Origin of the sequence: Ruegeria sp. HKCCA4633 (assembly GCF_013034605.1) — a bacterium.
Taxonomy (GTDB): Bacteria; Pseudomonadota; Alphaproteobacteria; order Rhodobacterales; family Rhodobacteraceae; genus Ruegeria.
Genome location: NZ_WQGJ01000007.1, coordinates 16,158 through 36,229, shown reverse-complemented (window position 1 = coordinate 36,229; position 20,072 = coordinate 16,158). Strand labels below are relative to the sequence as shown.

The following is a 20,072-nucleotide window of genomic DNA, read 5'->3' as shown; positions in this document are numbered from 1 at the left end:
CCTGCGGGCCCGGCGAGGCCCGCAGAAGAAGAGATCAGATCGCCGAGCTGTGGCCTGCCTTGCTCAGGTCATAGGCGTCAAAGCTGCGGGCGATCATCCGGGTCAGGGCGCGTGCCTCGGGCGGGATGAAAAGCCCGTCTTCGGTGATCCGCAACAGCCCGTCGAATGCGGCATTGGCGGAATGATACATGTCATTCAACGCGGCGGCCGAGATGTCGTGGTCGCGCAGGATTTCGGCACTGTTGATCTTAAAATCGCACATCAGCGCCTCGATCAGGCGCGCGCGCAAAATGTCCTGACCCTTGAACAGGTGCCCGCGGGCGGTCGAAAACTGCCCGTCGCGAACCGCTTTGGCATGGGCCGAGGTGGCCGAGGCGTTCTGCGCATAGCCTTGCGGAAAGCGCGAGATCGAACTGGCCCCGACGCCAATCAGAACATCGGCCTGATCGTCGGTATACCCTTGGAAGTTACGCTTTAGACGTCCCGCGTGCAGGGCACGGGTCAGACCGTCATCTTGTATGGCGAAATGGTCGATGCCAATTTCGGCATAGTTGTCCCACAGGAACAGACGGCGGGCGGTATCGAACAGCTCGAGCCGTTGTTCCGGCGTGGGAAGCGCGTCGGACGGGATCATCTGTTGGCGCTTCGCCATCCAAGGCACATGTGCGTAGCCATACAAAGCCACGCGATCCGGGCTGAGCGACAGCAGCTTCTGCACGCTTTCGGTCATCCGGGCCTTTGTCTGATGCGGCAGGCCAAAAAGGATATCTGCGTTCAAACTGGTAATGCCACGTTCGCGGATCATGTCGATGGCGTCGCGGGTGGTGTCGTAGCTTTGGATGCGACCGATGGTTTTCTGAATTTCGTCGTCGAAATCCTGCACCCCGATCGACGCACGGTTCATACCTGCCTCTGCCAGCGCATCCAGACGGTCTTCATCAATTTCGTTCGGATCAATCTCGACCGAAAATTCGGCATCAGGCCCCATGGGCACAATACCCAGGATATATTGCGCCAATTCGCGCATCAGCTGCGCGTTCAGCAAGGTTGGCGTACCGCCACCCCAGTGCAGGCGCGATAGCACCACGCCTTTGGGCAGGCGTGCTGCAAGCAGGTCTAACTCGGCCTTCAGAACGTCCACATAGGCGATCACAGGGTTGTCGGTTTGGGTTCCCTGTGTCCGGCAAGCACAGAACCAGCACAGTCTACGACAGAATGGAACGTGGATGTACAGGGAAATGGCACTGCCGGGTTTGATCCCCGAAATCCAGTCACCAAACAAGTCTGCTCCCACATCATTGCTAAAGTGGGGGGCGGTGGGGTAGCTTGTGTAACGCGGTACTTTCGCGTCAAAAAGTCCAAGCTTTGCCAATTGTGGTTTCACTATCATGGCGATACCCTTAGGCGACAGATGACTTGGTTACTTTGATGGAGATCAAGTGGGGACCCGCATGACAATAAAAGCACAGTTTGATCATTCCAATTGCGAAGACTGCCCGATTCGGCATCGCGCAGTTTGTGCTCGTTGCGATGCGGATGAGCTGGAAGAGCTTGAAAGTATTAAATATTACCGCAGTTTCGAGGCGGGCCAGACCATCATATGGTCGGGCGATCAGATGAATTTTGTGGGCTCGGTCGTGGCCGGGATCGCTTCGTTGACGCAGACCATGGAAGATGGTCGGACCCAGATGGTGGGTTTGCTGTTGCCAAGTGATTTTGTCGGCCGCCCCGGGCGCGAAGTTGCGCCTTACGATGTGCAGGCGACCACAGATGTCGTCATGTGCTGTTTCCGCAAGAAACCGTTCGAAGAGTTGATGGCAACTACACCACATATCGCCCATCGCCTGTTGCAGATGACGCTGGACGAACTTGATGCTGCCCGCGAATGGATGCTGGTGCTTGGGCGCAAGACCGCGCGCGAAAAAATCGCCAGCCTGTTGTCGATCATTGCGCGCCGGGATGCGTCGATTAGCCAGAAGGGTCTGGCAGGGCCGATTGTGTTTGACCTGCCTCTGACCCGAGAGGCCATGGCAGACTATCTGGGCCTGACCCTTGAAACCGTGAGTCGCCAGATTTCGGCCTTGAAAAAGGAAGGCGTGATCACACTGGAAGGCAAGCGCCATGTGACCATTCCGGATATGGGCCGTCTCATGGAAGAAGCTGGCGACGACTCGGATGGTGGCTTTTTGGTCTGATCCTTGTGCGCGATGGGATAGGATAAACGCCGTGACCTTGGATCGCGGCGTTTAACAACTCAGGAGCATCGCATGGTTTTTAGCAGCGTCTTGGCAATGATTTTTATCGGCGCAATCGCCGGATGGCTTTCGGGAAAGATCATGGAGGGCCGCGGATTCGGTTTGCTGGGGAACATCATCGTCGGAATTGTCGGCGCGTTTCTGGCAGGCATGATTTTCCCCGCGCTAGGCTTTTCTGTGGGCGGAGGGTTCTTTTCCTCGGTCTTTTTCGCGACCGTGGGGGCCGTGATCCTGTTGTTTGTGATCGGCCTTATCCGAAAGGCATGACAAAAGCCGCCGACTTGGGCGGCTTTCGAACTTTTTGGCAGAGTTCAGTGTGCCAGGAAAACGGGAACTGAAGATTGTTCCAGCATGTTGCGGGTTGCACCGCCAAGTATTGCTTCGCGGAAGCGCGAGTGACCGTAGGCACCCATTACGATCAAGTCAGATTCCGTGTCCGACGCATGACGGTTCAGAATATCTGACACGCGCGTCATGGTCTTGCTCAGCACATCGATCTCACACTTGACCCCGTGTCGGGCCAGCATCTGAGACAGCATTCCGCCCGGATCCGACCGGTCAGGGCCGTGGCGCGGAGGATCAATGACAACGATGCGGGCCAGTTCCGCCTGTTTCAGGAAGGGCAGAGCGCGCCGGACGGCGCACATCGCCTCAACGCTTTCATTCCAGGCGATCATTACATTGCGTGGCACTTTCATTGGCGGAGTGTCGTCCGGAACCACCAGAACCGGGCAATGGCCTTCAAACATTGCGGACTCGATGATGGGTTCAGCTTCGGCCCCGCGATCTTTTCCATAGGGGTGCGGTAAAACCACAAGATCCGAAAACCGGGCCCGATGCGCGACATGGCGTCCGATGTCAGCGATCTGCGCCACACCATGTTCAGCAGACCAGCGAACGCCGGATTTACCCAAATAGTCTTGGGCAAATGCCAGCACCTCCTGCGCCTCGGTGTTGGCTCGGCTGAGCGTCTCCTGAACGATCAGGGCGTTCGCTCCGGCATAGTAATAGCCGGTCTGGCTGCGATCGACACCAAGGCACAGCGCCTCGGCATGGGCATCCTGCGACTCTGCCAGCGCTATAACCTGAGCCAATGCAGGCTCAGCCGTTTGCGTTTCGGTCATGACAGTGAGAATAGATTTGTACGCCATTTCGACCTCTTAGTTCGGGCATATGGTCTCATGTGACCGGTTGGCCCCTTTCATCCTTTATGCGTGTCACAGAAAACGCGGAACTGTCTTGATACAGATCAAAGCAATAGCGGCTGTCGTGCTTCAGAACGGCAGCCAGTCAAATAGGTTTCGCGTGTCAAAAGAATCAAAACCGCGCGAAGCACGGCAAAGGGACGCAATATGTCGAATTACATCAAGCTGATCGTGCTTGGTCTGGTCGTGGTGTTTGCCGCCATCGGATCAAATTATGCACGCGATTTGGCGTATCAGGTGCATGCGATTCTGGTGATGCTTATCGCCGGTGGATTGTTCATCTGGACGCTTCGAAACACAGAAGAGCCAGATATTCTTGTCGATCGCTCGGGCGAATACATGGATGACGTGATCCGCTACGGCGTGATCGCAACGGCCTTTTGGGGTGTGGTAGGGTTCCTGGCTGGAACCTTTATTGCGTTCCAACTGGCGTTTCCGGTGCTCAACTTCGAATGGGCCCAAGGGTATCTGAACTTTGGACGTTTGCGTCCGCTGCACACCTCGGCGGTGATTTTTGCATTTGGCGGTAACGCGCTGATCGCAACGTCGTTCTACGTGGTGCAGCGCACCAGCGCCGCGCGTCTGTGGGGTGGAAACCTCGCATGGTTCGTGTTCTGGGGCTATCAACTGTTCATCGTGCTGGCCGCGACCGGTTACATTCTGGGCGGTACTCAGTCGAAAGAATATGCCGAACCTGAATGGTATGTGGACCTGTGGCTGACCGTTGTTTGGGTCGCTTACCTTGCTGTCTATCTGGGCACGATCATCAAGCGGAAAGAACCCCACATCTATGTGGCAAACTGGTTCTATCTGGCGTTCATCGTGACCGTTGCGATGCTGCACCTGGTCAACAACATGACCATTCCGGTCAGCATCTGGGGTTCGAAGTCGGTCATCGTCTGGTCGGGTGTTCAAGACGCCATGATCCAGTGGTGGTATGGCCACAACGCTGTGGGCTTCTTCCTGACCGCGGGCTTCCTGGGCATGATGTACTACTTCATTCCGAAACAGGCCGAGCGTCCGGTCTTCTCGTACAAGCTGTCGATCATCCACTTCTGGGCACTGATCTTCCTGTACATCTGGGCTGGTCCGCACCACCTGCACTATACCGCGCTGCCCGACTGGGCCTCGACGCTGGGCATGGTGTTCTCGGTGATCCTGTGGATGCCGTCCTGGGGTGGTATGATCAATGGCCTGATGACCCTGTCGGGTGCATGGGACAAGCTGCGCACCGACCCGGTGATCCGGATGATGGTGATCTCGGTCGGCTTCTACGGCATGTCCACCTTTGAAGGCCCGATGATGTCGATCCGCGCAGTAAACTCGCTGAGCCACTACACCGACTGGACCATTGGTCACGTGCACTCGGGCGCGCTGGGTTGGAACGGCATGATCACCTTTGGTGCGCTGTACTTCCTGGTACCTGTCCTGTGGAAGCGCGAGCGTCTGTACTCGCTGCAGATGGTCAGCTGGCACTTCTGGCTCGCCACCATCGGCATCGTGCTCTACGCCGCTTCGATGTGGGTCACCGGTATCATGGAAGGCCTGATGTGGCGTGAAGTGGATGCCAACGGCTTCTTGGTGAACTCGTTCGCCGACACCGTGGCCGCCAAATTTCCGATGTATGTGGTGCGTGCGCTGGGCGGTGTCCTGTTCGTCGCTGGCTCGGTCATCATGTGCTACAACCTGTGGATGACTGTACGTAAAGCGCCGGCCAAAGAGGCCAGCCTGACCGTCGCAGTCCCGGCTGAATAAGGAGGGCCGGAGCAATGGCAATTCTCGACAAACACAAGATCCTCGAGACCAACGCGACCCTCCTGCTGATCTTCAGCTTCCTGGTCGTAACCATCGGTGGCATCGTTCAGATCACCCCGCTGTTCTACCTTGAGAACACCATCGAAAAGGTGGAGGGCATGCGCCCTTACACCCCACTCGAAATGGCGGGTCGTGAGATCTATCTGCGTGAAGGCTGCTATGTCTGCCACAGCCAGATGATCCGCCCGATGCGGGATGAGGTTGAGCGCTATGGCCACTACTCGCTGGCGGCTGAGTCGATGTATGACCACCCGTTCCAGTGGGGGTCCAAGCGTACCGGACCTGATCTGGCGCGTGTTGGTGGCCGTTACTCGGACGACTGGCATGTGCGCCATCTGCGCGATGCACAATCGGTGGTGCCGGAATCGGTGATGCCCAAGTATGGCTTCCTCGAAACCCGCAAGATCGACGGCGAGTATATCGGTGACATCATGGCTGCCAACGCTTTGGTGGGAACGCCCTATACCGAAGACATGCTGGAGAACGCCGTGGCCGATTTCCGCGCGCAGGCCGATCCGGACAGCGACTATGACGGGTTGCTGGAACGCTATGGCGATAAAGTCAACGTGCGCAACTTCGACGGCCAGTCCGATCTGACCGAAGCCGACGCGCTGATCGCTTACCTGCAAATGCTGGGCACGCTGGTCGATTTCTCGACCTTCACCCCGGACGCAAGCCGCTAAGGAGGGTGTGATGGAAGAATATACACTCCTACGGCAGTTCGCGGATAGCTGGATGCTGCTTGTGTTGTTCGTCTTCTTTATCGGCATCATCATCTGGGTATTCCGCCCCGGTGCCAGCAAAGAATACAACGACACCGCCAACATCCCGTTCCGGCATCAAGACAAACCCGCCACATCCAAGGAGGCGCGGCAATGAGCAAGACACCTGAAAAACAGCCGGGTGATCCGAATACAACCGGTCATTCCTGGGATGGGATCGAGGAATTCGACAACCCGATGCCGCGCTGGTGGCTATGGACCTTCTATGCGACCATTTTCTGGGGTCTGATCTATACGATCATGTATCCGGCATGGCCGCTGGTTCAATCTGCAACAGCAGGGGTTCTGGGATGGTCCTCGCGTGAGCTGGTTCAGCAGGAGCTGGTTTCGTTCGAAGAGGCAAACGCCCCTTGGAATGCCAAGCTGGTAGAGACATCGCTCGAGGATATCTCGAAGGACCCCGAGTTGCAGCAATACGCTGTGAACTCTGGCGGGGCCGTATTCCGCACCTGGTGCGCACAGTGCCACGGTTCCGGTGCTCAAGGCGCGCCCGGCTTCCCCAACCTGTTGGACGATGCATGGCTGTGGGGCGGTTCGCTTGAAGATATCGAGTACACCGTTGCCTATGGTATCCGGAACGAAGAAAGCGACGATGCGCGCTATTCTGAAATGCCGGCCTTTGGTGAGATTCTCGAAAGCGAAGAGATCACCCAGGTTGTCCAATACGTTATGTCTCTGACCAATGCGCAGACCGACGACGCGGCGGCGCAAGCGGGCAAAGTTGTCTTCGATGACAACTGTGCTGCCTGCCACGGCGAAAACGGCCAGGGCGACGTATTCCAGGGTGCTCCGAACCTGACGGACGCAATCTGGCTTTACGGCGGCAGTGAAGAAGCTCTGACTGAAACGGTCACATACAGCCGCTTTGGCGTGATGCCCCCGTGGGAAAATCGTCTGACCGACGCGCAGATCCGCGCTGTCACGGCCTATGTCCACCAGTTGGGTGGTGGTCAGTAAGTTTAAAGGAACACTTTCGGGCGGTTCGCTGCCCGAAAGTTGTGGCACCGGCTGTTCCATCTGTTCGCGCGTTTCCTGAACAGCCGGTGCCTTATTTTCCAACAAACCACCTTACAGACCTACAGCCCGCTTTCGTGGGGCTATTGGGGGCGTTCTTACGGCCCGAGTCTCAGGCTGCGACAATTGGTCGGCCTGAAGCGCGTGGTTTATAAGCGTCGTGATCGGTATCGCGACAATAGCCGGTTTTCTGTTAGAATACGTGAATAATTGGTTAAAAAAACGTCTACTCCGACATCTCAGAGGTCGGTTCATCTTCAAAAGATGTGTGTTCGATGCGCGTTTTGACCCATGTCAAAGTTCGCTTGCCCGTGATCTGGAACAAGACGCCTTCAGAAGACCCATTAGTGGAGCCAGCCAGTGAGCGATTCCGATCCTGCCCCCAGCCTTTACGCAGCCAGAGAGCCGATCTTTCCAAGACGTGTCTCAGGGCCGTTTCGGAACCTGAAATGGATCATTCTTATAGTGACACTGGGCATCTACTACGTGACCCCGTGGATCAGGTGGGATCGCGGCCCCAGCCTGCCGGATCAGGCGGTACTGTTGGATCTGGCGAACCGACGGTTTTATTTTTTCTGGATCGAAATCTGGCCACATGAATTCTACTTTGTCGCCGGTCTGCTGATCATGGCCGGCCTTGGCCTGTTTCTGTTCACTTCGGCCCTTGGGCGCGTCTGGTGTGGCTATGCCTGCCCGCAAACAGTCTGGACCGACCTTTTCATACTGGTCGAGCGTTGGATCGAAGGGGATCGAAATGCTCGTCTGCGCCTGCACCGCCAAGAAAAGCTGGATTTCCGCAAGGCTCGCCTACGGATCACCAAATGGATCGTTTGGTTCTTGATTGGCTTGGCGACGGGCGGGGCCTGGGTATTCTATTTTGCAGACGCCCCGACGCTTTTGATGGATCTGGTCACTGGCAACGCGCATCCGGTCGCGTACACAACGATGCTGATCCTGACGGGCACTACCTTTTTCTTTGGCGGTTTCGCCCGCGAACAGATCTGCATCTACGCTTGCCCATGGCCCCGCATTCAAGCGGCAATGATGGACGAAGACACACTGGTTGTCGGTTACCGCGAATGGCGGGGCGAGCCACGCGGCAAGGGTAAACGGACTGCAGATTCCGAATTGGGGGATTGCATCGACTGTATGGCCTGCGTGAATGTCTGCCCTGTTGGGATCGACATTCGCGATGGACAGCAGCTTGAATGCATCACCTGCGCCCTGTGTATTGATGCCTGTGACGACATGATGGCCAAGATCGGTAAGCCGCGTGGGCTGATCGATTACATGGCCCTCAGCGATGAAACGAGAGAGCGGTCCGGCCAGCCGCCCAAAAGCGTGTGGAAGCATATCTTCCGGGCCCGCACGATCATGTACACGTCCCTGTGGTCGCTGGTTGGCTTTGCCCTGCTCTTTGCGCTGTTCATTCGCTCGGATATCGATTTGACTGTTGCGCCGGTCCGCAACCCGACATTTGTAACCCTGTCTGATGGAACGATCCGCAACACTTATGATGTGCGGCTACGTAACAAACATGGCGAAGATCGTCTGTTCACCCTGTCTCTGACCGGAGATCCGGCTATGCGGCTGGAAATCGAAGGCACGAACCTGCACACTGTGAATGTGCCGGCAGATACAGCACAATTGACTCGTGTATATATTATCTCGTCCCGCGACACGGGCCCAGCCGGAGCGGATTCAACGCCGGTCCGCATCTGGGTTGAAGATCTGAGCAGCGGTGAGCGGGCCTATAAGGACACCACGTTTAACGGACGGGGGAATTGATCATGGCGGAACGGAAATTCACCGGAAAACACGCTTTGGCGGTGTTTGTGGGCGCCTTTGGCGTGATCATCGCCGTGAACCTTGTTCTGGCCTACAGCGCGGTCAAAACCTTTCCGGGGCTTGAGGTCAAGAATTCATACGTGGCCAGTCAGGAGTTCAACGAACGTTTGAAACAGCAACAAGCGCTGGGGTGGACCGTACGGGCTGAAACCAAGGGCGGGTTGCTGATCCTGCACATCACCGATGAAAGTGGTGCGCCGGTTCAGGTCAGCGAGTTGCAGGCTGTTGTGGGCCGCGCGACTCATGTCCGCGAGGATTTCGTGCCGGATTTCACCTTTGACGGAACGGCCTACGCCACGCCGGCCACGTTGGGCGAGGGCAACTGGAACATTCGTCTGGTGGCGCGGGACAGTGATGGCGCGGAATTTTCGCAGCGCGTTCCGCTGTATGTGAAGGGGTAAGCGATGACGGCGCAGCTTTCTTCCGGCACCGCAGCCTGCCCGGGCTGCCTTGCAGCCCCGGCGGAACCCGCCCGGTCGATTCCGGAGGATGTGCAGATAGCCCTGTCTTTGCCGGGTATTCACTGCTCGGCCTGTATTGCGACCGTCGAAAGGGAACTGAACGCGCATCCCGGTGTTGAAAATGCACGGGTGAACCTAACCCTGAAACGCGCGATGATCAAAGCAACGCCTGAAACACGTGCTGTCGATCTGATCCCAGTGCTTGAGAAAGCCGGTTTTGAAGCGCACGAGCTTGATCCGGGCGCCTTGTCGGCCACTCAGACGGACAAGGCAGGGCGTGACTTACTGATGCGCCTGGCGGTGGCCGGGTTTGCTTCTATGAACGTCATGCTGTTGTCGGTTTCGGTCTGGTCCGGGGCCACTGACGCCACGCGGGACATGTTCCACTGGATTTCTGCCGCGATTGCTCTGCCTGCCATCGCGTTTTCAGCCCAGCCCTTCTTTGCCAATGCGTGGAGCGCCTTGCGGGTGCGCCGCCTGAACATGGATGTGCCAATTGTGTTGGCGATCTTGTTGGCGCTGGTCACATCGCTTTGGGAAACCGCGTTGAGTGGCGAACATGCCTATTTCGATGCGGCCCTGACCCTGACCTTCTTCCTGCTGGCCGGTCGTTATCTGGATTACCGCACCCGTGCCGCAGCCCGATCCGCGGCCGAAGAACTGACCGCGCTTGAGGTGCCGCGCGCGATCCGTTTGGTGGATGGCGTAGAAAATGAAATTGCAGTTGCTGATCTGAAAGTAGGCGATTTGATCCTTGTGCGCCCCGGCGGTCGGATGCCAGTGGACGGTGAGATTGTGTCGGGCCAGTCCGAACTCGACCGCTCGCTACTGACCGGAGAAACGGTGCCTGTATTTGCCGAAATCGGCCAGTTGGTCAGTGCAGGTGAGGTCAACCTGACTGGTCCTTTGACATTGCGCGCAACTGCGGTGGGCGAGGATACGTCGCTGCACCGCATGGCGGATCTGGTGGCCATCGCTGAATCCGGTCGGTCGCGTTATACTTCTTTGGCCGACAAGGCGGCCAAGCTTTATGCGCCGGGCGTTCACATCCTATCAGCGCTCAGCTTTCTGGGCTGGTACATTTATTCCGGCGATATCCGCACGGCGTTGAATATCGCGGCGGCGGTTCTGATTATCACCTGCCCATGTGCTCTGGGTCTGGCCGTTCCAGCGGTGACAACGGCGGCGTCTGGCCGGTTGTTCCGCAAAGGTATGTTGATCAAACATGCAACCGCGTTGGAGCGTTTGTCCGAGGCTGACACGGTGGTGTTCGACAAAACAGGCACTCTGACATCCGGTTCGCCGGAACTGGTCAACTTAGGGGATCATTCCCGCGCGAAGGTCGAAGTTGCCCTGGCGCTGGCCGAGGCGTCGGCACACCCATTGTCTGTGGCTTTGGCGAAAGCCGCGCGTGAGGCCGGGATCAAGCCTGCCAACGTGCGAGGCGTCGTTGAGGTTCCGGGTTACGGCACCGAAGGTGAATACCGTGGTCAACGCGTGCGTTTGGGCCGGGCCGCTTGGGTCGGCGCAGAGCAGGGCAGTGAAACCTCAGCCTGGCTGGCTATTGGCGATCATGCGCCTTTGGCCTTCCGGTTCTCGGATGCGTTGCGCCCGGGTGCGGCCGAGGCGGTCGACGCGTTGCGTGCCGCTGGCAAGCATGTGGTCCTGATGTCCGGCGACTCGCAGGGGGCCGTGCGCGCGTTGGCTGAAAAACTGGGGATCACAGATTGGATTGCCGAAGCTTTGCCGCAGGACAAGGCGCATCGCATTCAGGACCTCAGCGATAAGGGTCACCATGTCCTGATGGTGGGCGACGGTCTAAATGACACGGCGGCCTTGGCGGCGGCGCATGTTTCGATCTCACCGGCGTCAGCGTTGGATGCCGCACGGGTGGCGTCGGACATTGTGTTGTTGGGCAATGACCTTTCCCCCATCGCGGATGCTTGCGACACGGCGGTCAAAGCGACAAAACGCATTCGCGAAAACTTCCGCATCGCGACTGTCTACAACGTGATAGCCGTTCCATTGGCAGTGATTGGGCTTGCAACTCCATTGATCGCGGCGCTTGCGATGTCGACCTCGTCCATCACCGTGTCGCTCAATGCCCTGCGGTTGAGGTGAACCGGATGGAAGTTCTTGCCTACCTGATCCCGATTTCACTGTTGCTGGGCGGCGTTGGCCTGGTGGCTTTTGTCTACACTGTCCGGTCGAACCAGTATGAAGATCCTGAGGGTGACGCGCGCCGGATCCTGAGCGATGAATGGGACGATAAACCCAAACCCTGACCGCTCAGGGCAGAGTTGATCCAACTGCCCTTGAAATTGCCGCAATGCCCGGTTATGTCCGGGCCATCCGCTAGCAGAGAGAACACGCCAAATGGCCACCACCAACCCGATTCAGTTCATTCAGCAAGTCCGTGCCGAAGTGTCCAAGGTCGTCTGGCCGACCCGGCGCGAGGTGCTGTTGACCACGGTTATGGTTTTCATCATGGCGGCGCTTACGGCGGTCTTCTTTGCTTTGGTCGATCTGGGTATCCGGGGTGGCCTTCAGCTGATTCTGGGCGCGTTCAGCTAAGCGTGGAAACGCGGCTGCCCCCTTGCACAGCGGGCAATGTCAGAGTAGTTGACGCAGGACTATTCGGAATGGGCGTGTGGCGATTCGGGCTGCGCGCCGCTTTTTATTCCGGATAACGTGACAAGATTTTAATGACGGGTGTATCCGGCAAATCCGATACCCCGAAGACAGACAAGGACGACAGGTTCATGGCGAAACGGTGGTACTCGGTCAGCGTTCTTTCGAATTTCGAAAAGAAGATCGCAGAACAGATCCGCACGTCGGTGGCTGAACAGGGCCTTGAAGACGACATCGACGAAGTACTGGTGCCCACCGAAGAGGTGATCGAAGTGCGCCGCGGCAAGAAGGTCACGACCGAACGCCGCTTTATGCCCGGCTACGTTCTGGTGCATATGGAAATGTCAGATCAGGGCTATCACCTGATCAACTCGATCAACCGCGTGACCGGTTTCTTGGGCCCGCAAGGCCGCCCGATGCCGATGCGTGACGCCGAGGTGAACCAGATCCTCAACCGCGTTCAGGAAGGTGAAGAAGCGCCCAAGCTGATGATCACCTTCGAGGTCGGCGAGAAGGTCAAAGTCAACGACGGACCGTTCGAGGATTTCGACGGCATGGTCGAAGGTGTGGACGACGAAAACCAGAAACTGAAGGTCTCGGTTTCGATCTTTGGTCGCGAAACCCCGGTCGAGCTGGACTTTACGCAGGTTACGAAGCAGGGCTAATCGCTCTTCGCTTATTTTCGACGCCGCGCTGCCACGGGCAGCGCGGCGTTTTTTTTTGACGATCGTTTATCAATCAACACCAAACAGCGATCCAGCCACACGGCCAGCCGTTTTTACGGCCGGCCCGGAATAAGCTCTTGTTCTTGAAGCACTGTCAGAATGTCGAGGATTGTCGAAGGGCTGACGTCCACTGAGCCTTCAAGGAGAACGCCAAGACCACCTTCTCCGATCTCGCGCGGGCCGCCTTTGTCGTAGGTTGGGTCAAGTGACGCAAGCTCTGCCGGCAGTTCCGGGCACAGCGGAGTGTCGTTCAGTGCAAGATCCACTGCAGCCAACATCAACTCCTTCACCGAGTCTAATGTGTCGTCTTCCAGCAGTTGCTCTCGCTGTTCTTCGGGGGCCGTAAGGGTAAGATCAATAAGCTTGAAATAGGCGCAGTTGTCCCGCACTTCGACAGTTGCTTCGGTGGATAGGCTTGCCAGTATCGCTCTTTTTTCTTCACCGCGTTCAAAGTTGCGTTCACCGGTGCGGCTGCATTCAAAAATCGTGATGGTCACGTCCCCATCCAGATCTATTACTTGGTCTTCGGCCTTAAAGCTCAAATCATCAAGTCTGACTTGCAGACCACAATTGTCGACGATCGCATTGTCAGCCAACCGCTCGGGCACAACCTTTTGAACTTCGCGCAGGTCGAGAAGGGCACCGACCCCGATCCGAGTGGGCGCAGCGGCGGTGAGGTTCAGATCAAGAGTATACGGCAGTTCGGTATCGCGAACCGGTAGTGTCGCGTCGATGACAAAGTCTACCTGCTGCGCGTCAGGGGCGCGAGGGCCCAGAACTGCTGCGATAAGGGCTGGAAGAATTAACCAAAGTCTCATTCAGCAAACTCCAACACACCAAGTTCTTTCAGCCCTGCAAGGACTTTCACTATCGTCTCGGCGCTTACATCGGCCGAACCGACAACAGCAGCGCCCAATCCTCCTGGCGCGATTTCGCGCGTTCCGCCGGATTCGTAATTCGGATCAAGTACAGAGAATTCTTCAGGTAATGGCGGACAAACCGGATTGGCCGCCAAAAACTCGCCGCCCTTTTCAAGGACAGCTTCATTTATTCGGTTGGTCAGCCCAAAAAGGTCGGTAACAGCTCCGATGAACCCACGCGGTCTGAGGTCAGCGCTTTCGATACTGAACGTAAGGCATTGGCCTTTAACCTCTGCCTTGGCGACAGCAGTTGCATCAACCGTGGCCCCGAAATACCGAAAGCCGGGTTCTTCATTTCGTTTGCACCGCGTAAACTGGGCGCGGGCTGAGCCTTCTACTTTAACGGTTTCACCTATTGCAGTGACATCTCGGATCTCGAGGTAAATCTGGCGTTTACAGCTTTCTTCCAAGGGGCCAGTCAGTATCTGAGGTGCCTTTTCCTGCAATCCACGCAAATCCATGAACGCTCGCAATCGCAGGCGGGTTGGGCTGGATTCCTCTAGACCGCCGTAGACGGTGAAGGGAACGGGAATATCGCGCAAAGGAACTTCCTTGGTCAGCTTGACTTGAAAGCGACCGGCATAGGTGGCGGGGTCAATTCCTGCCGTGTTGCGTGAAGCAGTGTTTTGGGGTGCTTCGGATTGGGCAGTTGTCTCGGACACTGCACCCTGATCCTGGGCGTTGCTGCCGCATCCGGGCACAATTGCGAAAAGAACACAAATCAGTAGCCCTTTGTTTAGTCGAGATGATGCCAACTCAGACCGCCCCTTCTATATCCAACCTGCCCTAAGATAACCGTCGGGGGTTCATAAGCAACTTATGTCTTTGAGAAATCTGTTTTACTTCTTACGCGGTTGTTGGTGTTCGGGAATGGTCAGGACGCAAAACGGTTGTGTTGCGGTAATTCTGTAGTTGGTTTCCGACGTCTCGGGGCGACGCATACTGATCAGATGAGGATCAGATCAAACTGCGCATTAGTCAGATCAACAAGGTCCGCAAACATGCAAAAAACGCCGCGAAGCATCAGGCACCGCGACGTTGTTTGATGACGAATTACGTTTCATTCTTCTCGCTCTACTGCGCCTGAACCATAGCTGCGCGCAGCAGTTGTGGGCGGTCGGTCTGTGACGGTAGGAAAACAGCTTGCGATCCGGCATCCAGTGCCGAAAGGCTCGCATCGTACCACTGCATCGCCAGATCACGACGTTCTGGCACACCGAAGCCTTCGCGCAGGTGGTGGCCAATAAGCTCTCCGTAGGCGGGCTCACCCATTGCAACCAGCATCAGCGCAGACCCGACTGCGGTGTCCATATTGTCCTGACGGTAGCCGATCGCGAGGCAGACCTTGCTTGTTGCCGCAAGATCTTCGGGGCTAAGGCCGGAATCCAGCGCAAGCTTGCGCATCTGAGTTTCTGCATCAGTTTTTGAGTTTAGAGACAAGGCGACCACTTGCGGTGCCAACATATCGCCATACGAGTCGCACTGGGCCGTTACCTGATCCGGCGTCAGCCCTTGGATGTCCTGCATAAGCTCCTCGCCGCGGGCCATGGCATAGCTTCGGGCGAGGCAGAACTGCTCGCTGAGTGCAAAATCAGGATCAGACATGTTCGACAAAGTTGTATAACCGCCATTGGTCGATGTTTGAAGCATCACCCCGCTACAGCGATTGGCTAGCGATGGACCTCCGGTTCCTCCGGAAAACAGGCTTGGCAGGCTGGCAGATTTTGTCTCCGCGGTCTCGGTCTCCTGAGGGGTCGCGACTGGCGTGGTCGGTGCCGGTGCCTGAGGGGCTGCAGCCACGGCTGATCCGCTATGGAGTTTTTGGCGATAAGCCATAAGCAGCGGTTGGCCCGAAAGTTGCATAGTGGCTTGTCCGCCGCTTGTCGCCCAGTAATAGGCTTGCATCAGGAAATCATATTGATAGGGCTGGAAGTCATGGCCATTTACAGGATAGCCCATTGAAGCCTGGTAGCGTTCGATCGCCGATCGGGTGCCACGGCCGACCTGACCATCGACACGCCCGGCATTGTAGCCAAAATAGTTGAGCGCTGTTTGGGTTTGCGCACCTTGCGTGGTCGACGGAATGCCCGGTCGGTATGTCCGGGTGGATGACCGCGCTTTCTTTTTCTGCTGGTCCTTGCCTATCGCATATCCCACGACCCCGCCGACAACGGCTCCGCCGAGGAAATCGCCAGCGTCTGCTTGTGCTGTCTGAGGCGCGGTCGCAGCGAAAGAGACCGCGATGACAAGTGTTGCTGCTAATCGGAAAATCATAATTAACCTCCACCAAAAATAACTATTTTCACTAAGTATAACACAGCTGGGATCCGCACGGGTGTCCAAGCCCACGACCGTCTGAAGCTTGGGTAGTTTGCCCGCTGGTTTGCAGGTTGTGCGGCAGTGCTTTTTTCACTGCAGTTAAAGGCATTAACACTTTATTGCATTGTTGGGTGCTTAACGCCTGGCATCTCATTGAGGCGATCGGAGCGGACTTGTATCGGACGCTCGGCAAAGCCCAAGCCTTGCTTTGGACGCGAGGGTATTGATTCTATGATTTCCAATTGGAATCCAGACCACTTGCCAAGCTTCACATTCCCCTGTACACGCCGCCTCTATCGTCTTCGGGCGAGATTCTCTCGTGGGAGGTTTCTGGGATCGCGATCCCCGACCGGACCACGCAACATAATCTGGGTGGGACGCGTCCTGCCTAAGTTGAAAGGAAAACCAAATGGCCAAGAAGCTTGCTGGTACAATGAAGCTGCAGGTTCCTGCAGGTCAGGCGAACCCGTCGCCGCCAGTTGGTCCGGCGCTGGGTCAGCGCGGCATCAACATCATGGAATTCTGCAAGGCGTTCAACGCCAAGACAGCAGACATGGAGCCCGGCGCTCCTTGCCCGACCGTGATCACCTACTATCAGGACAAGTCCTTCACCATGGACATCAAGACGCCGCCCGCGTCTTACTACCTGAAAAAAGCAGCTGGTCTGAAGCCGGTCGGCAAGCGTAACCGCCCCCGTGGCGCGGAAAACCCAGGTCGTGAGACCGTGGCTACCGTGACCAGCAAGCAGGTTCGCGAAATCGCCGAAGCCAAAATGAAAGATCTGAACGCCAACGACGTCGAAGGCGCAATGCAGATCATCCTGGGCTCGGCCCGCTCTATGGGCATCGAGGTGAAGTAAGATGGCAAAACTCGGTAAACGTACCCGCGCTGCGCGCGAAGCTGTCGCCGGCAAGGAAAACCTGTCGGTTGAAGAAGCTGTTGCTCTGGTCAAGGGCAACGCAACCTCGAAATTCGACGAGACCATCGAAATCGCGATGAACCTGGGCGTTGACACCCGTCACGCAGACCAGATGGTTCGCGGCGTTGTTGGCCTGCCGAACGGCACTGGTAAAGCGATGCGCGTTGCTGTTTTTGCTCGCGGCCCGAAGGCTGACGAAGCGAAAGAAGCTGGCGCAGATATCGTTGGCGCAGAGGACCTGATGGAAACCATTCAGGGCGGCACCATCGAATTTGATCGCTGCATTGCCACCCCGGACATGATGCCGATCGTTGGTCGTCTGGGTAAGGTTCTGGGGCCCCGTAACCTGATGCCGAACCCCAAAGTTGGCACCGTGACCATGGATGTGAAAGCAGCCGTGGAAGCAGCCAAGGGCGGTGAAGTTCAGTTCAAGGCGGAAAAAGGCGGTGTTGTGCACGCTGGCGTTGGCAAAGCGTCGTTTGACGAAGCCAAGCTGGTCGAAAACGTTCGCGCCTTTGTCTCGGCTGTTGCCAAGGCCAAGCCGTCGGGCGCCAAAGGCACCTACATGAAGAAAATCGCGCTGAGTTCGACCATGGGCCCAGGCGTGACGCTGGATGTTGCGGAAGCTTCGGGCGAATAAGCGCTTGGAAACGTAAGAATTGTGGACCCCGGTGGATTATTCCGCCGGGGTTTCTTTGTTTTGCAGGTCGTGCTTTCAAATTTGTGAAGAACAGTCTCTTTCAAATCGGTTCAATGATTTGATAGCGTCCCGCAGGTAAGCTTGCCGTGACAGTCTTGAGGCAGGGTCAATTGGCGCGCGTCAAACACTTGGTTGGAAGTTAATATGGTCGAACGAGTATTCTTTGCGCAGGACAACGAAAGTCTGGTCGTAACCTCAAGCAGTAACGGGTCGATTGTCGGAGACGGCATCATAAACAACTCTGACACACCGAATGGCACGGTTTTTGTGTACTCGTCGGGTATGGGCGCAACCATCACCCTGGATGACACGCTTGACGTTGATGTCTTCAACGATGATGACACGGCAAACCACACGATCATTGATGGCGGCGGCATTGTTGCAAACGGGCAGGGCGTTGAATCTGAATCCGTGATTACAGTGCGGGCTCTGGATGCAGGGGGAAGCCCAACCGGACCTGAGATCGACATATACGTATTCTCTCAAGGTGGCGTGACGCAGGATGTATGGGGATATGCATCTTCAGCCCCGTTGCAGGATGGTGTCTCTTACGTAAAGGTCGGCGGGTCCAACTTAGGGGCATCAGATTACGCCGATTATATCACCTGCTTTGGAGAAGGCACTTTGATCCGAACGGAGGCTGGCGATTTGCCAGTCGAAGATCTGCGGGTCGGCACTAAGGTCTGGACCCGCGATGCCGGGTTCCAAGAGGTTCTTTGGGTTGGCCATACCGAGGTGGCCGCCAAAGGTGCGTGTGCCCCGGTTGTGATCCAGGCTGGTGCGATTGGAAACTCCGGCACGTTGGTTGTGTCACAGCAACACCGGGTTTTGATTGATGTGCCCGCGGCGGAAATGCTGTTTGGTCAGGCCGAGGTTTTGGTCGCGGCCAAGCACCTGTGCGGCATGCCCGGTGTATCGATCCGCGAATCCGGGACAGTGAGATACACGCATTTCATGTTTGATCGTCATCACATCATGCAATCGAACGGCGCTCTGACCGAGAGCTTTTTCCTGACCAAAAATTCGGTCAGCACGCTGTCATCCTCGCAACGCAGTGAAATCCTGTCTCTGTTCCCGGCGCTGCAGAACGCGGATGCAGGGTTTGATCGCACTGCGGCCATGACCATCGGGTCAGGCGCGGCGTCAGTGTTGCGTGCTTACATATAATCCCTGCATCGGTTGGGTCAGATGCGAGGGCGCTTGAAATCGGGGCGAACCCTCAATTTACCCCTTGGAAACCCCGCCCTTCTGCCCTAAGTAGACCTGCGGAATAAAGCGTGCGATTCGTCGTGCGCTTTCTTTCGTTTCGTCCAAGACGGTGGGTGGGTCCATTTGGTCCCTTAATTCCCTGCCTGAGACGGGTAAGACCAAAGAATTCTGAGGGTCCCACCCTCGGGCGCATTTTGGCCAATCCCGTAACAACGGACCTGAACGCCGGAGCGAAGGCTGCGGCAAATATGAGCCGGGGTGAGGTATCGCCCCTAACTTGGAGAGAACTGTGGATAGAGCCCAGAAAGAGAAAGTGGTCGAGGAACTCGGCCAAATCTTCGAAAGCTCTGGCGTCGTAGTGGTTGCTCACTACGCCGGTCTGACAGTTGCCGAGATGCAGGACCTTCGCGCACGTGCTCGTGACGCGGGTGGCTCTGTGCGTGTTGCCAAGAACAGGCTCGCCAAAATCGCCCTTGAGGGTAAGCCGTGTGAAAGCATGGCCGACCTGCTGACAGGGATGACCGTTCTGACCTATTCCGAGGACCCCGTGGCAGCAGCCAAGGTGGCCGAGGACTTCGCCAAGGATAACAAGAATTTTGAGATCCTCGGCGGTGCAATGGGTGAGAACGCTCTGGACCGCAAAGGCGTCGAAACAGTTTCGAAAATGCCGTCTCGCGAGGAGCTTATTGCTTCGATCGTGGGCTGCATTGGCGCACCTGCTTCGAACATCGCCGGCGCGATTGGCGCACCTGCAAGCAACATCGCAAGCATCCTTTCCACCATCGAAGAGAAGGCGGAAGCTGCGTAAGCGGTTGGCACTGAATGATCTGCGTAGGGTGAATACCCTGACGTTGGAACACACACTGTAAACGGAAAGAGCTGATAAAATGGCTGATCTGAAAGCACTCGCAGAAAGCATCGTGGGTCTGACCCTGCTGGAAGCACAAGAACTGAAAACCATCCTCAAAGACGAATATGGCATCGAGCCCGCAGCAGGCGGCGCAGTTGTCATGGCAGCAGGCGGCGACGCCGGCGGCGCAGCTGAGGAAGAAAAAACCGAATTCGACGTCGTTCTGAAGAACGCCGGCGCATCGAAAATCAACGTCATCAAAGAAGTTCGCGGCATCACCGGCCTGGGCCTGAAAGAAGCCAAGGAACTGGTCGAAGCCGGCGGCAAGATCAAAGAAGGCGTGGACAAAGCAGAAGCAGAAGACGTCAAAGCCAAGCTGGAAGCAGCTGGCGCCGAAGTCGAGCTGGCCTAAGCTTAGT

22 protein-coding genes are annotated in these 20,072 nt (G+C 56.8%); 17 read left to right on the top strand and 5 right to left on the bottom strand.

The genetic code is table 11. The features are described 5' to 3' along the window. Positions 1–34: 34 nt before the first annotated feature. Complete coding sequence (gene hemN, locus GOV85_RS16480) at positions 35–1,390, bottom strand: oxygen-independent coproporphyrinogen III oxidase (RefSeq protein WP_171180119.1); 1,356 nt, start codon at positions 1,388–1,390, stop codon at positions 35–37. Between the two features lie 61 nt (positions 1,391–1,451). On the opposite strand from hemN, the gene fnrL reads away from it, so the two are divergent. Both fnrL and GOV85_RS16470 read left to right on the top strand, forming a co-directional pair. Further along, positions 1,452–2,195: a transcriptional regulator FnrL gene (fnrL, locus tag GOV85_RS16475; protein ID WP_171180117.1), complete on the top strand. Its 744-nt coding sequence runs from the start codon at positions 1,452–1,454 to the stop codon at positions 2,193–2,195. Positions 2,196–2,267: 72 nt separating this feature from the next. After that, the gene (locus GOV85_RS16470) at positions 2,268–2,522 is read left to right on the top strand and encodes a GlsB/YeaQ/YmgE family stress response membrane protein (protein ID WP_171180115.1); all 255 of its coding nucleotides are present in this window, start codon (positions 2,268–2,270) and stop codon (positions 2,520–2,522) included. A 44-nt stretch (positions 2,523–2,566) separates the two neighbouring features. Here GOV85_RS16470 and GOV85_RS16465 read toward each other — a convergent pair whose 3' ends face one another. Next, positions 2,567–3,406 (bottom strand): universal stress protein, encoded by an 840-nt coding sequence (locus tag GOV85_RS16465; RefSeq protein ID WP_171180113.1) that lies wholly within the window; start codon positions 3,404–3,406, stop codon positions 2,567–2,569. 201 nt (positions 3,407–3,607) lie between these two features. Between GOV85_RS16465 and ccoN the strand changes: the two genes are divergently transcribed. The 10 genes from ccoN (at position 3,608) to nusG (ending at position 12,676) form a co-directional block, all read left to right on the top strand. Further along, entirely contained in the window at positions 3,608–5,215 is a 1,608-nt protein-coding gene (gene ccoN, locus GOV85_RS16460; RefSeq protein WP_171095983.1) for a cytochrome-c oxidase, cbb3-type subunit I, read from the top strand. A gap of 14 nt (positions 5,216–5,229) precedes the next feature. Next, a complete protein-coding gene (gene ccoO, locus GOV85_RS16455) occupies positions 5,230–5,958 on the top strand; it encodes a cytochrome-c oxidase, cbb3-type subunit II (RefSeq protein WP_171180111.1) in 729 nt (242 codons plus the stop codon). 10 nt (positions 5,959–5,968) lie between these two features. Then, positions 5,969–6,154: a cbb3-type cytochrome c oxidase subunit 3 gene (locus GOV85_RS16450; RefSeq protein WP_171095986.1), complete on the top strand. Its 186-nt coding sequence runs from the start codon at positions 5,969–5,971 to the stop codon at positions 6,152–6,154. Beyond that, positions 6,151–7,014, top strand: a complete 864-nt coding sequence (gene ccoP, locus GOV85_RS16445; RefSeq protein ID WP_171180109.1) for a cytochrome-c oxidase, cbb3-type subunit III — start codon at positions 6,151–6,153, stop codon at positions 7,012–7,014. The genes GOV85_RS16450 and ccoP overlap by 4 nt, the downstream gene beginning before the upstream one ends. Positions 7,015–7,431: 417 nt before the next feature. Next, positions 7,432–8,859, top strand: a complete 1,428-nt coding sequence (ccoG, locus tag GOV85_RS16440) for a cytochrome c oxidase accessory protein CcoG (RefSeq protein ID WP_171180107.1) — start codon at positions 7,432–7,434, stop codon at positions 8,857–8,859. 2 nt (positions 8,860–8,861) lie between these two features. Beyond that, positions 8,862–9,320: a FixH family protein gene (locus GOV85_RS16435; RefSeq protein WP_171180105.1), complete on the top strand. Its 459-nt coding sequence runs from the start codon at positions 8,862–8,864 to the stop codon at positions 9,318–9,320. A 3-nt stretch (positions 9,321–9,323) separates the two neighbouring features. After that, positions 9,324–11,501 (top strand): heavy metal translocating P-type ATPase, encoded by a 2,178-nt coding sequence (locus GOV85_RS16430; RefSeq protein WP_171180103.1) that lies wholly within the window; start codon positions 9,324–9,326, stop codon positions 11,499–11,501. Positions 11,502–11,506: 5 nt separating this feature from the next. Beyond that, a complete protein-coding gene (gene ccoS / locus GOV85_RS16425; RefSeq protein WP_170596844.1) occupies positions 11,507–11,665 on the top strand; it encodes a cbb3-type cytochrome oxidase assembly protein CcoS in 159 nt (52 codons plus the stop codon). Between the two features lie 91 nt (positions 11,666–11,756). Next, on the top strand, positions 11,757–11,954 hold the full coding sequence (secE, locus tag GOV85_RS16420; protein ID WP_050605011.1) for a preprotein translocase subunit SecE: 198 nt from the start codon (positions 11,757–11,759) through the stop codon (positions 11,952–11,954). Positions 11,955–12,142: 188 nt separating this feature from the next. Then, positions 12,143–12,676: a transcription termination/antitermination protein NusG gene (nusG, locus tag GOV85_RS16415; protein ID WP_170427716.1), complete on the top strand. Its 534-nt coding sequence runs from the start codon at positions 12,143–12,145 to the stop codon at positions 12,674–12,676. 113 nt (positions 12,677–12,789) lie between these two features. Here the strand turns inward: nusG and GOV85_RS16410 are convergent, their stop codons facing one another. From GOV85_RS16410 to GOV85_RS16400, 3 genes are all read right to left on the bottom strand, one after another. Beyond that, entirely contained in the window at positions 12,790–13,554 is a 765-nt protein-coding gene (locus GOV85_RS16410; RefSeq protein ID WP_171180101.1) for a hypothetical protein, read from the bottom strand. Then, entirely contained in the window at positions 13,551–14,318 is a 768-nt protein-coding gene (locus GOV85_RS16405; RefSeq protein ID WP_171180099.1) for a hypothetical protein, read from the bottom strand. Before GOV85_RS16405 ends, GOV85_RS16410 begins: the two co-directional genes overlap by 4 nt. A gap of 412 nt (positions 14,319–14,730) precedes the next feature. Further along, positions 14,731–15,930 carry a peptidoglycan-binding domain-containing protein gene (locus tag GOV85_RS16400; RefSeq protein ID WP_171180096.1) on the bottom strand — a complete coding sequence of 400 codons (1,200 nt, stop codon included), beginning with the start codon at positions 15,928–15,930 and terminating at the stop codon, positions 14,731–14,733. A gap of 454 nt (positions 15,931–16,384) precedes the next feature. Here GOV85_RS16400 and rplK point away from each other — a divergent pair, with 454 nt between their 5' ends. From rplK to rplL, 5 genes are all read left to right on the top strand, one after another. Next, positions 16,385–16,834 carry a 50S ribosomal protein L11 gene (rplK, locus tag GOV85_RS16395; protein ID WP_010440985.1) on the top strand — a complete coding sequence of 150 codons (450 nt, stop codon included), beginning with the start codon at positions 16,385–16,387 and terminating at the stop codon, positions 16,832–16,834. A 1-nt stretch (position 16,835) separates the two neighbouring features. After that, a complete protein-coding gene (rplA, locus tag GOV85_RS16390) occupies positions 16,836–17,534 on the top strand; it encodes a 50S ribosomal protein L1 (protein ID WP_171180094.1) in 699 nt (232 codons plus the stop codon). Between the two features lie 204 nt (positions 17,535–17,738). Then, complete coding sequence (locus tag GOV85_RS16385) at positions 17,739–18,761, top strand: Hint domain-containing protein (RefSeq protein ID WP_171180092.1); 1,023 nt, start codon at positions 17,739–17,741, stop codon at positions 18,759–18,761. Positions 18,762–19,092: 331 nt separating this feature from the next. Next, a complete protein-coding gene (rplJ, locus tag GOV85_RS16380) occupies positions 19,093–19,611 on the top strand; it encodes a 50S ribosomal protein L10 (protein ID WP_170387618.1) in 519 nt (172 codons plus the stop codon). A 79-nt stretch (positions 19,612–19,690) separates the two neighbouring features. Then, complete coding sequence (rplL, locus tag GOV85_RS16375; RefSeq protein ID WP_008204003.1) at positions 19,691–20,065, top strand: 50S ribosomal protein L7/L12; 375 nt, start codon at positions 19,691–19,693, stop codon at positions 20,063–20,065. Positions 20,066–20,072 lie beyond the last annotated feature (7 nt).

Excerpts from the sequence above, each read along its gene's own strand:
- GOV85_RS16410 (WP_171180101.1), bottom strand. The coding sequence starts at position 13,554 with ATGAGACTTTGGTTAATTCTTCCAGCCCTTATCGCAGCAGTTCTGGGC.
- GOV85_RS16385 (WP_171180092.1), top strand. The coding sequence starts at position 17,739 with ATGGTCGAACGAGTATTCTTTGCGCAGGACAACGAAAGTCTGGTCGTA.
- ccoO (WP_171180111.1), top strand. The coding sequence starts at position 5,230 with ATGGCAATTCTCGACAAACACAAGATCCTCGAGACCAACGCGACCCTC.
- ccoP (WP_171180109.1), top strand. The coding sequence starts at position 6,151 with ATGAGCAAGACACCTGAAAAACAGCCGGGTGATCCGAATACAACCGGT.
- fnrL (WP_171180117.1), top strand. The coding sequence starts at position 1,452 with ATGACAATAAAAGCACAGTTTGATCATTCCAATTGCGAAGACTGCCCG.
- GOV85_RS16400 (WP_171180096.1), bottom strand. The coding sequence starts at position 15,930 with ATGATTTTCCGATTAGCAGCAACACTTGTCATCGCGGTCTCTTTCGCT.
- rplA (WP_171180094.1), top strand. The coding sequence starts at position 16,836 with ATGGCAAAACTCGGTAAACGTACCCGCGCTGCGCGCGAAGCTGTCGCC.
- ccoN (WP_171095983.1), top strand. The coding sequence starts at position 3,608 with ATGTCGAATTACATCAAGCTGATCGTGCTTGGTCTGGTCGTGGTGTTT.
- GOV85_RS16450 (WP_171095986.1), top strand. The coding sequence starts at position 5,969 with ATGGAAGAATATACACTCCTACGGCAGTTCGCGGATAGCTGGATGCTG.
- GOV85_RS16465 (WP_171180113.1), bottom strand. The coding sequence starts at position 3,406 with ATGGCGTACAAATCTATTCTCACTGTCATGACCGAAACGCAAACGGCT.
- GOV85_RS16430 (WP_171180103.1), top strand. The coding sequence starts at position 9,324 with ATGACGGCGCAGCTTTCTTCCGGCACCGCAGCCTGCCCGGGCTGCCTT.
- ccoS (WP_170596844.1), top strand. The coding sequence starts at position 11,507 with ATGGAAGTTCTTGCCTACCTGATCCCGATTTCACTGTTGCTGGGCGGC.
- rplL (WP_008204003.1), top strand. The coding sequence starts at position 19,691 with ATGGCTGATCTGAAAGCACTCGCAGAAAGCATCGTGGGTCTGACCCTG.
- rplK (WP_010440985.1), top strand. The coding sequence starts at position 16,385 with ATGGCCAAGAAGCTTGCTGGTACAATGAAGCTGCAGGTTCCTGCAGGT.
- secE (WP_050605011.1), top strand. The coding sequence starts at position 11,757 with ATGGCCACCACCAACCCGATTCAGTTCATTCAGCAAGTCCGTGCCGAA.
- GOV85_RS16435 (WP_171180105.1), top strand. The coding sequence starts at position 8,862 with ATGGCGGAACGGAAATTCACCGGAAAACACGCTTTGGCGGTGTTTGTG.
- GOV85_RS16470 (WP_171180115.1), top strand. The coding sequence starts at position 2,268 with ATGGTTTTTAGCAGCGTCTTGGCAATGATTTTTATCGGCGCAATCGCC.
- nusG (WP_170427716.1), top strand. The coding sequence starts at position 12,143 with ATGGCGAAACGGTGGTACTCGGTCAGCGTTCTTTCGAATTTCGAAAAG.
- hemN (WP_171180119.1), bottom strand. The coding sequence starts at position 1,390 with ATGATAGTGAAACCACAATTGGCAAAGCTTGGACTTTTTGACGCGAAA.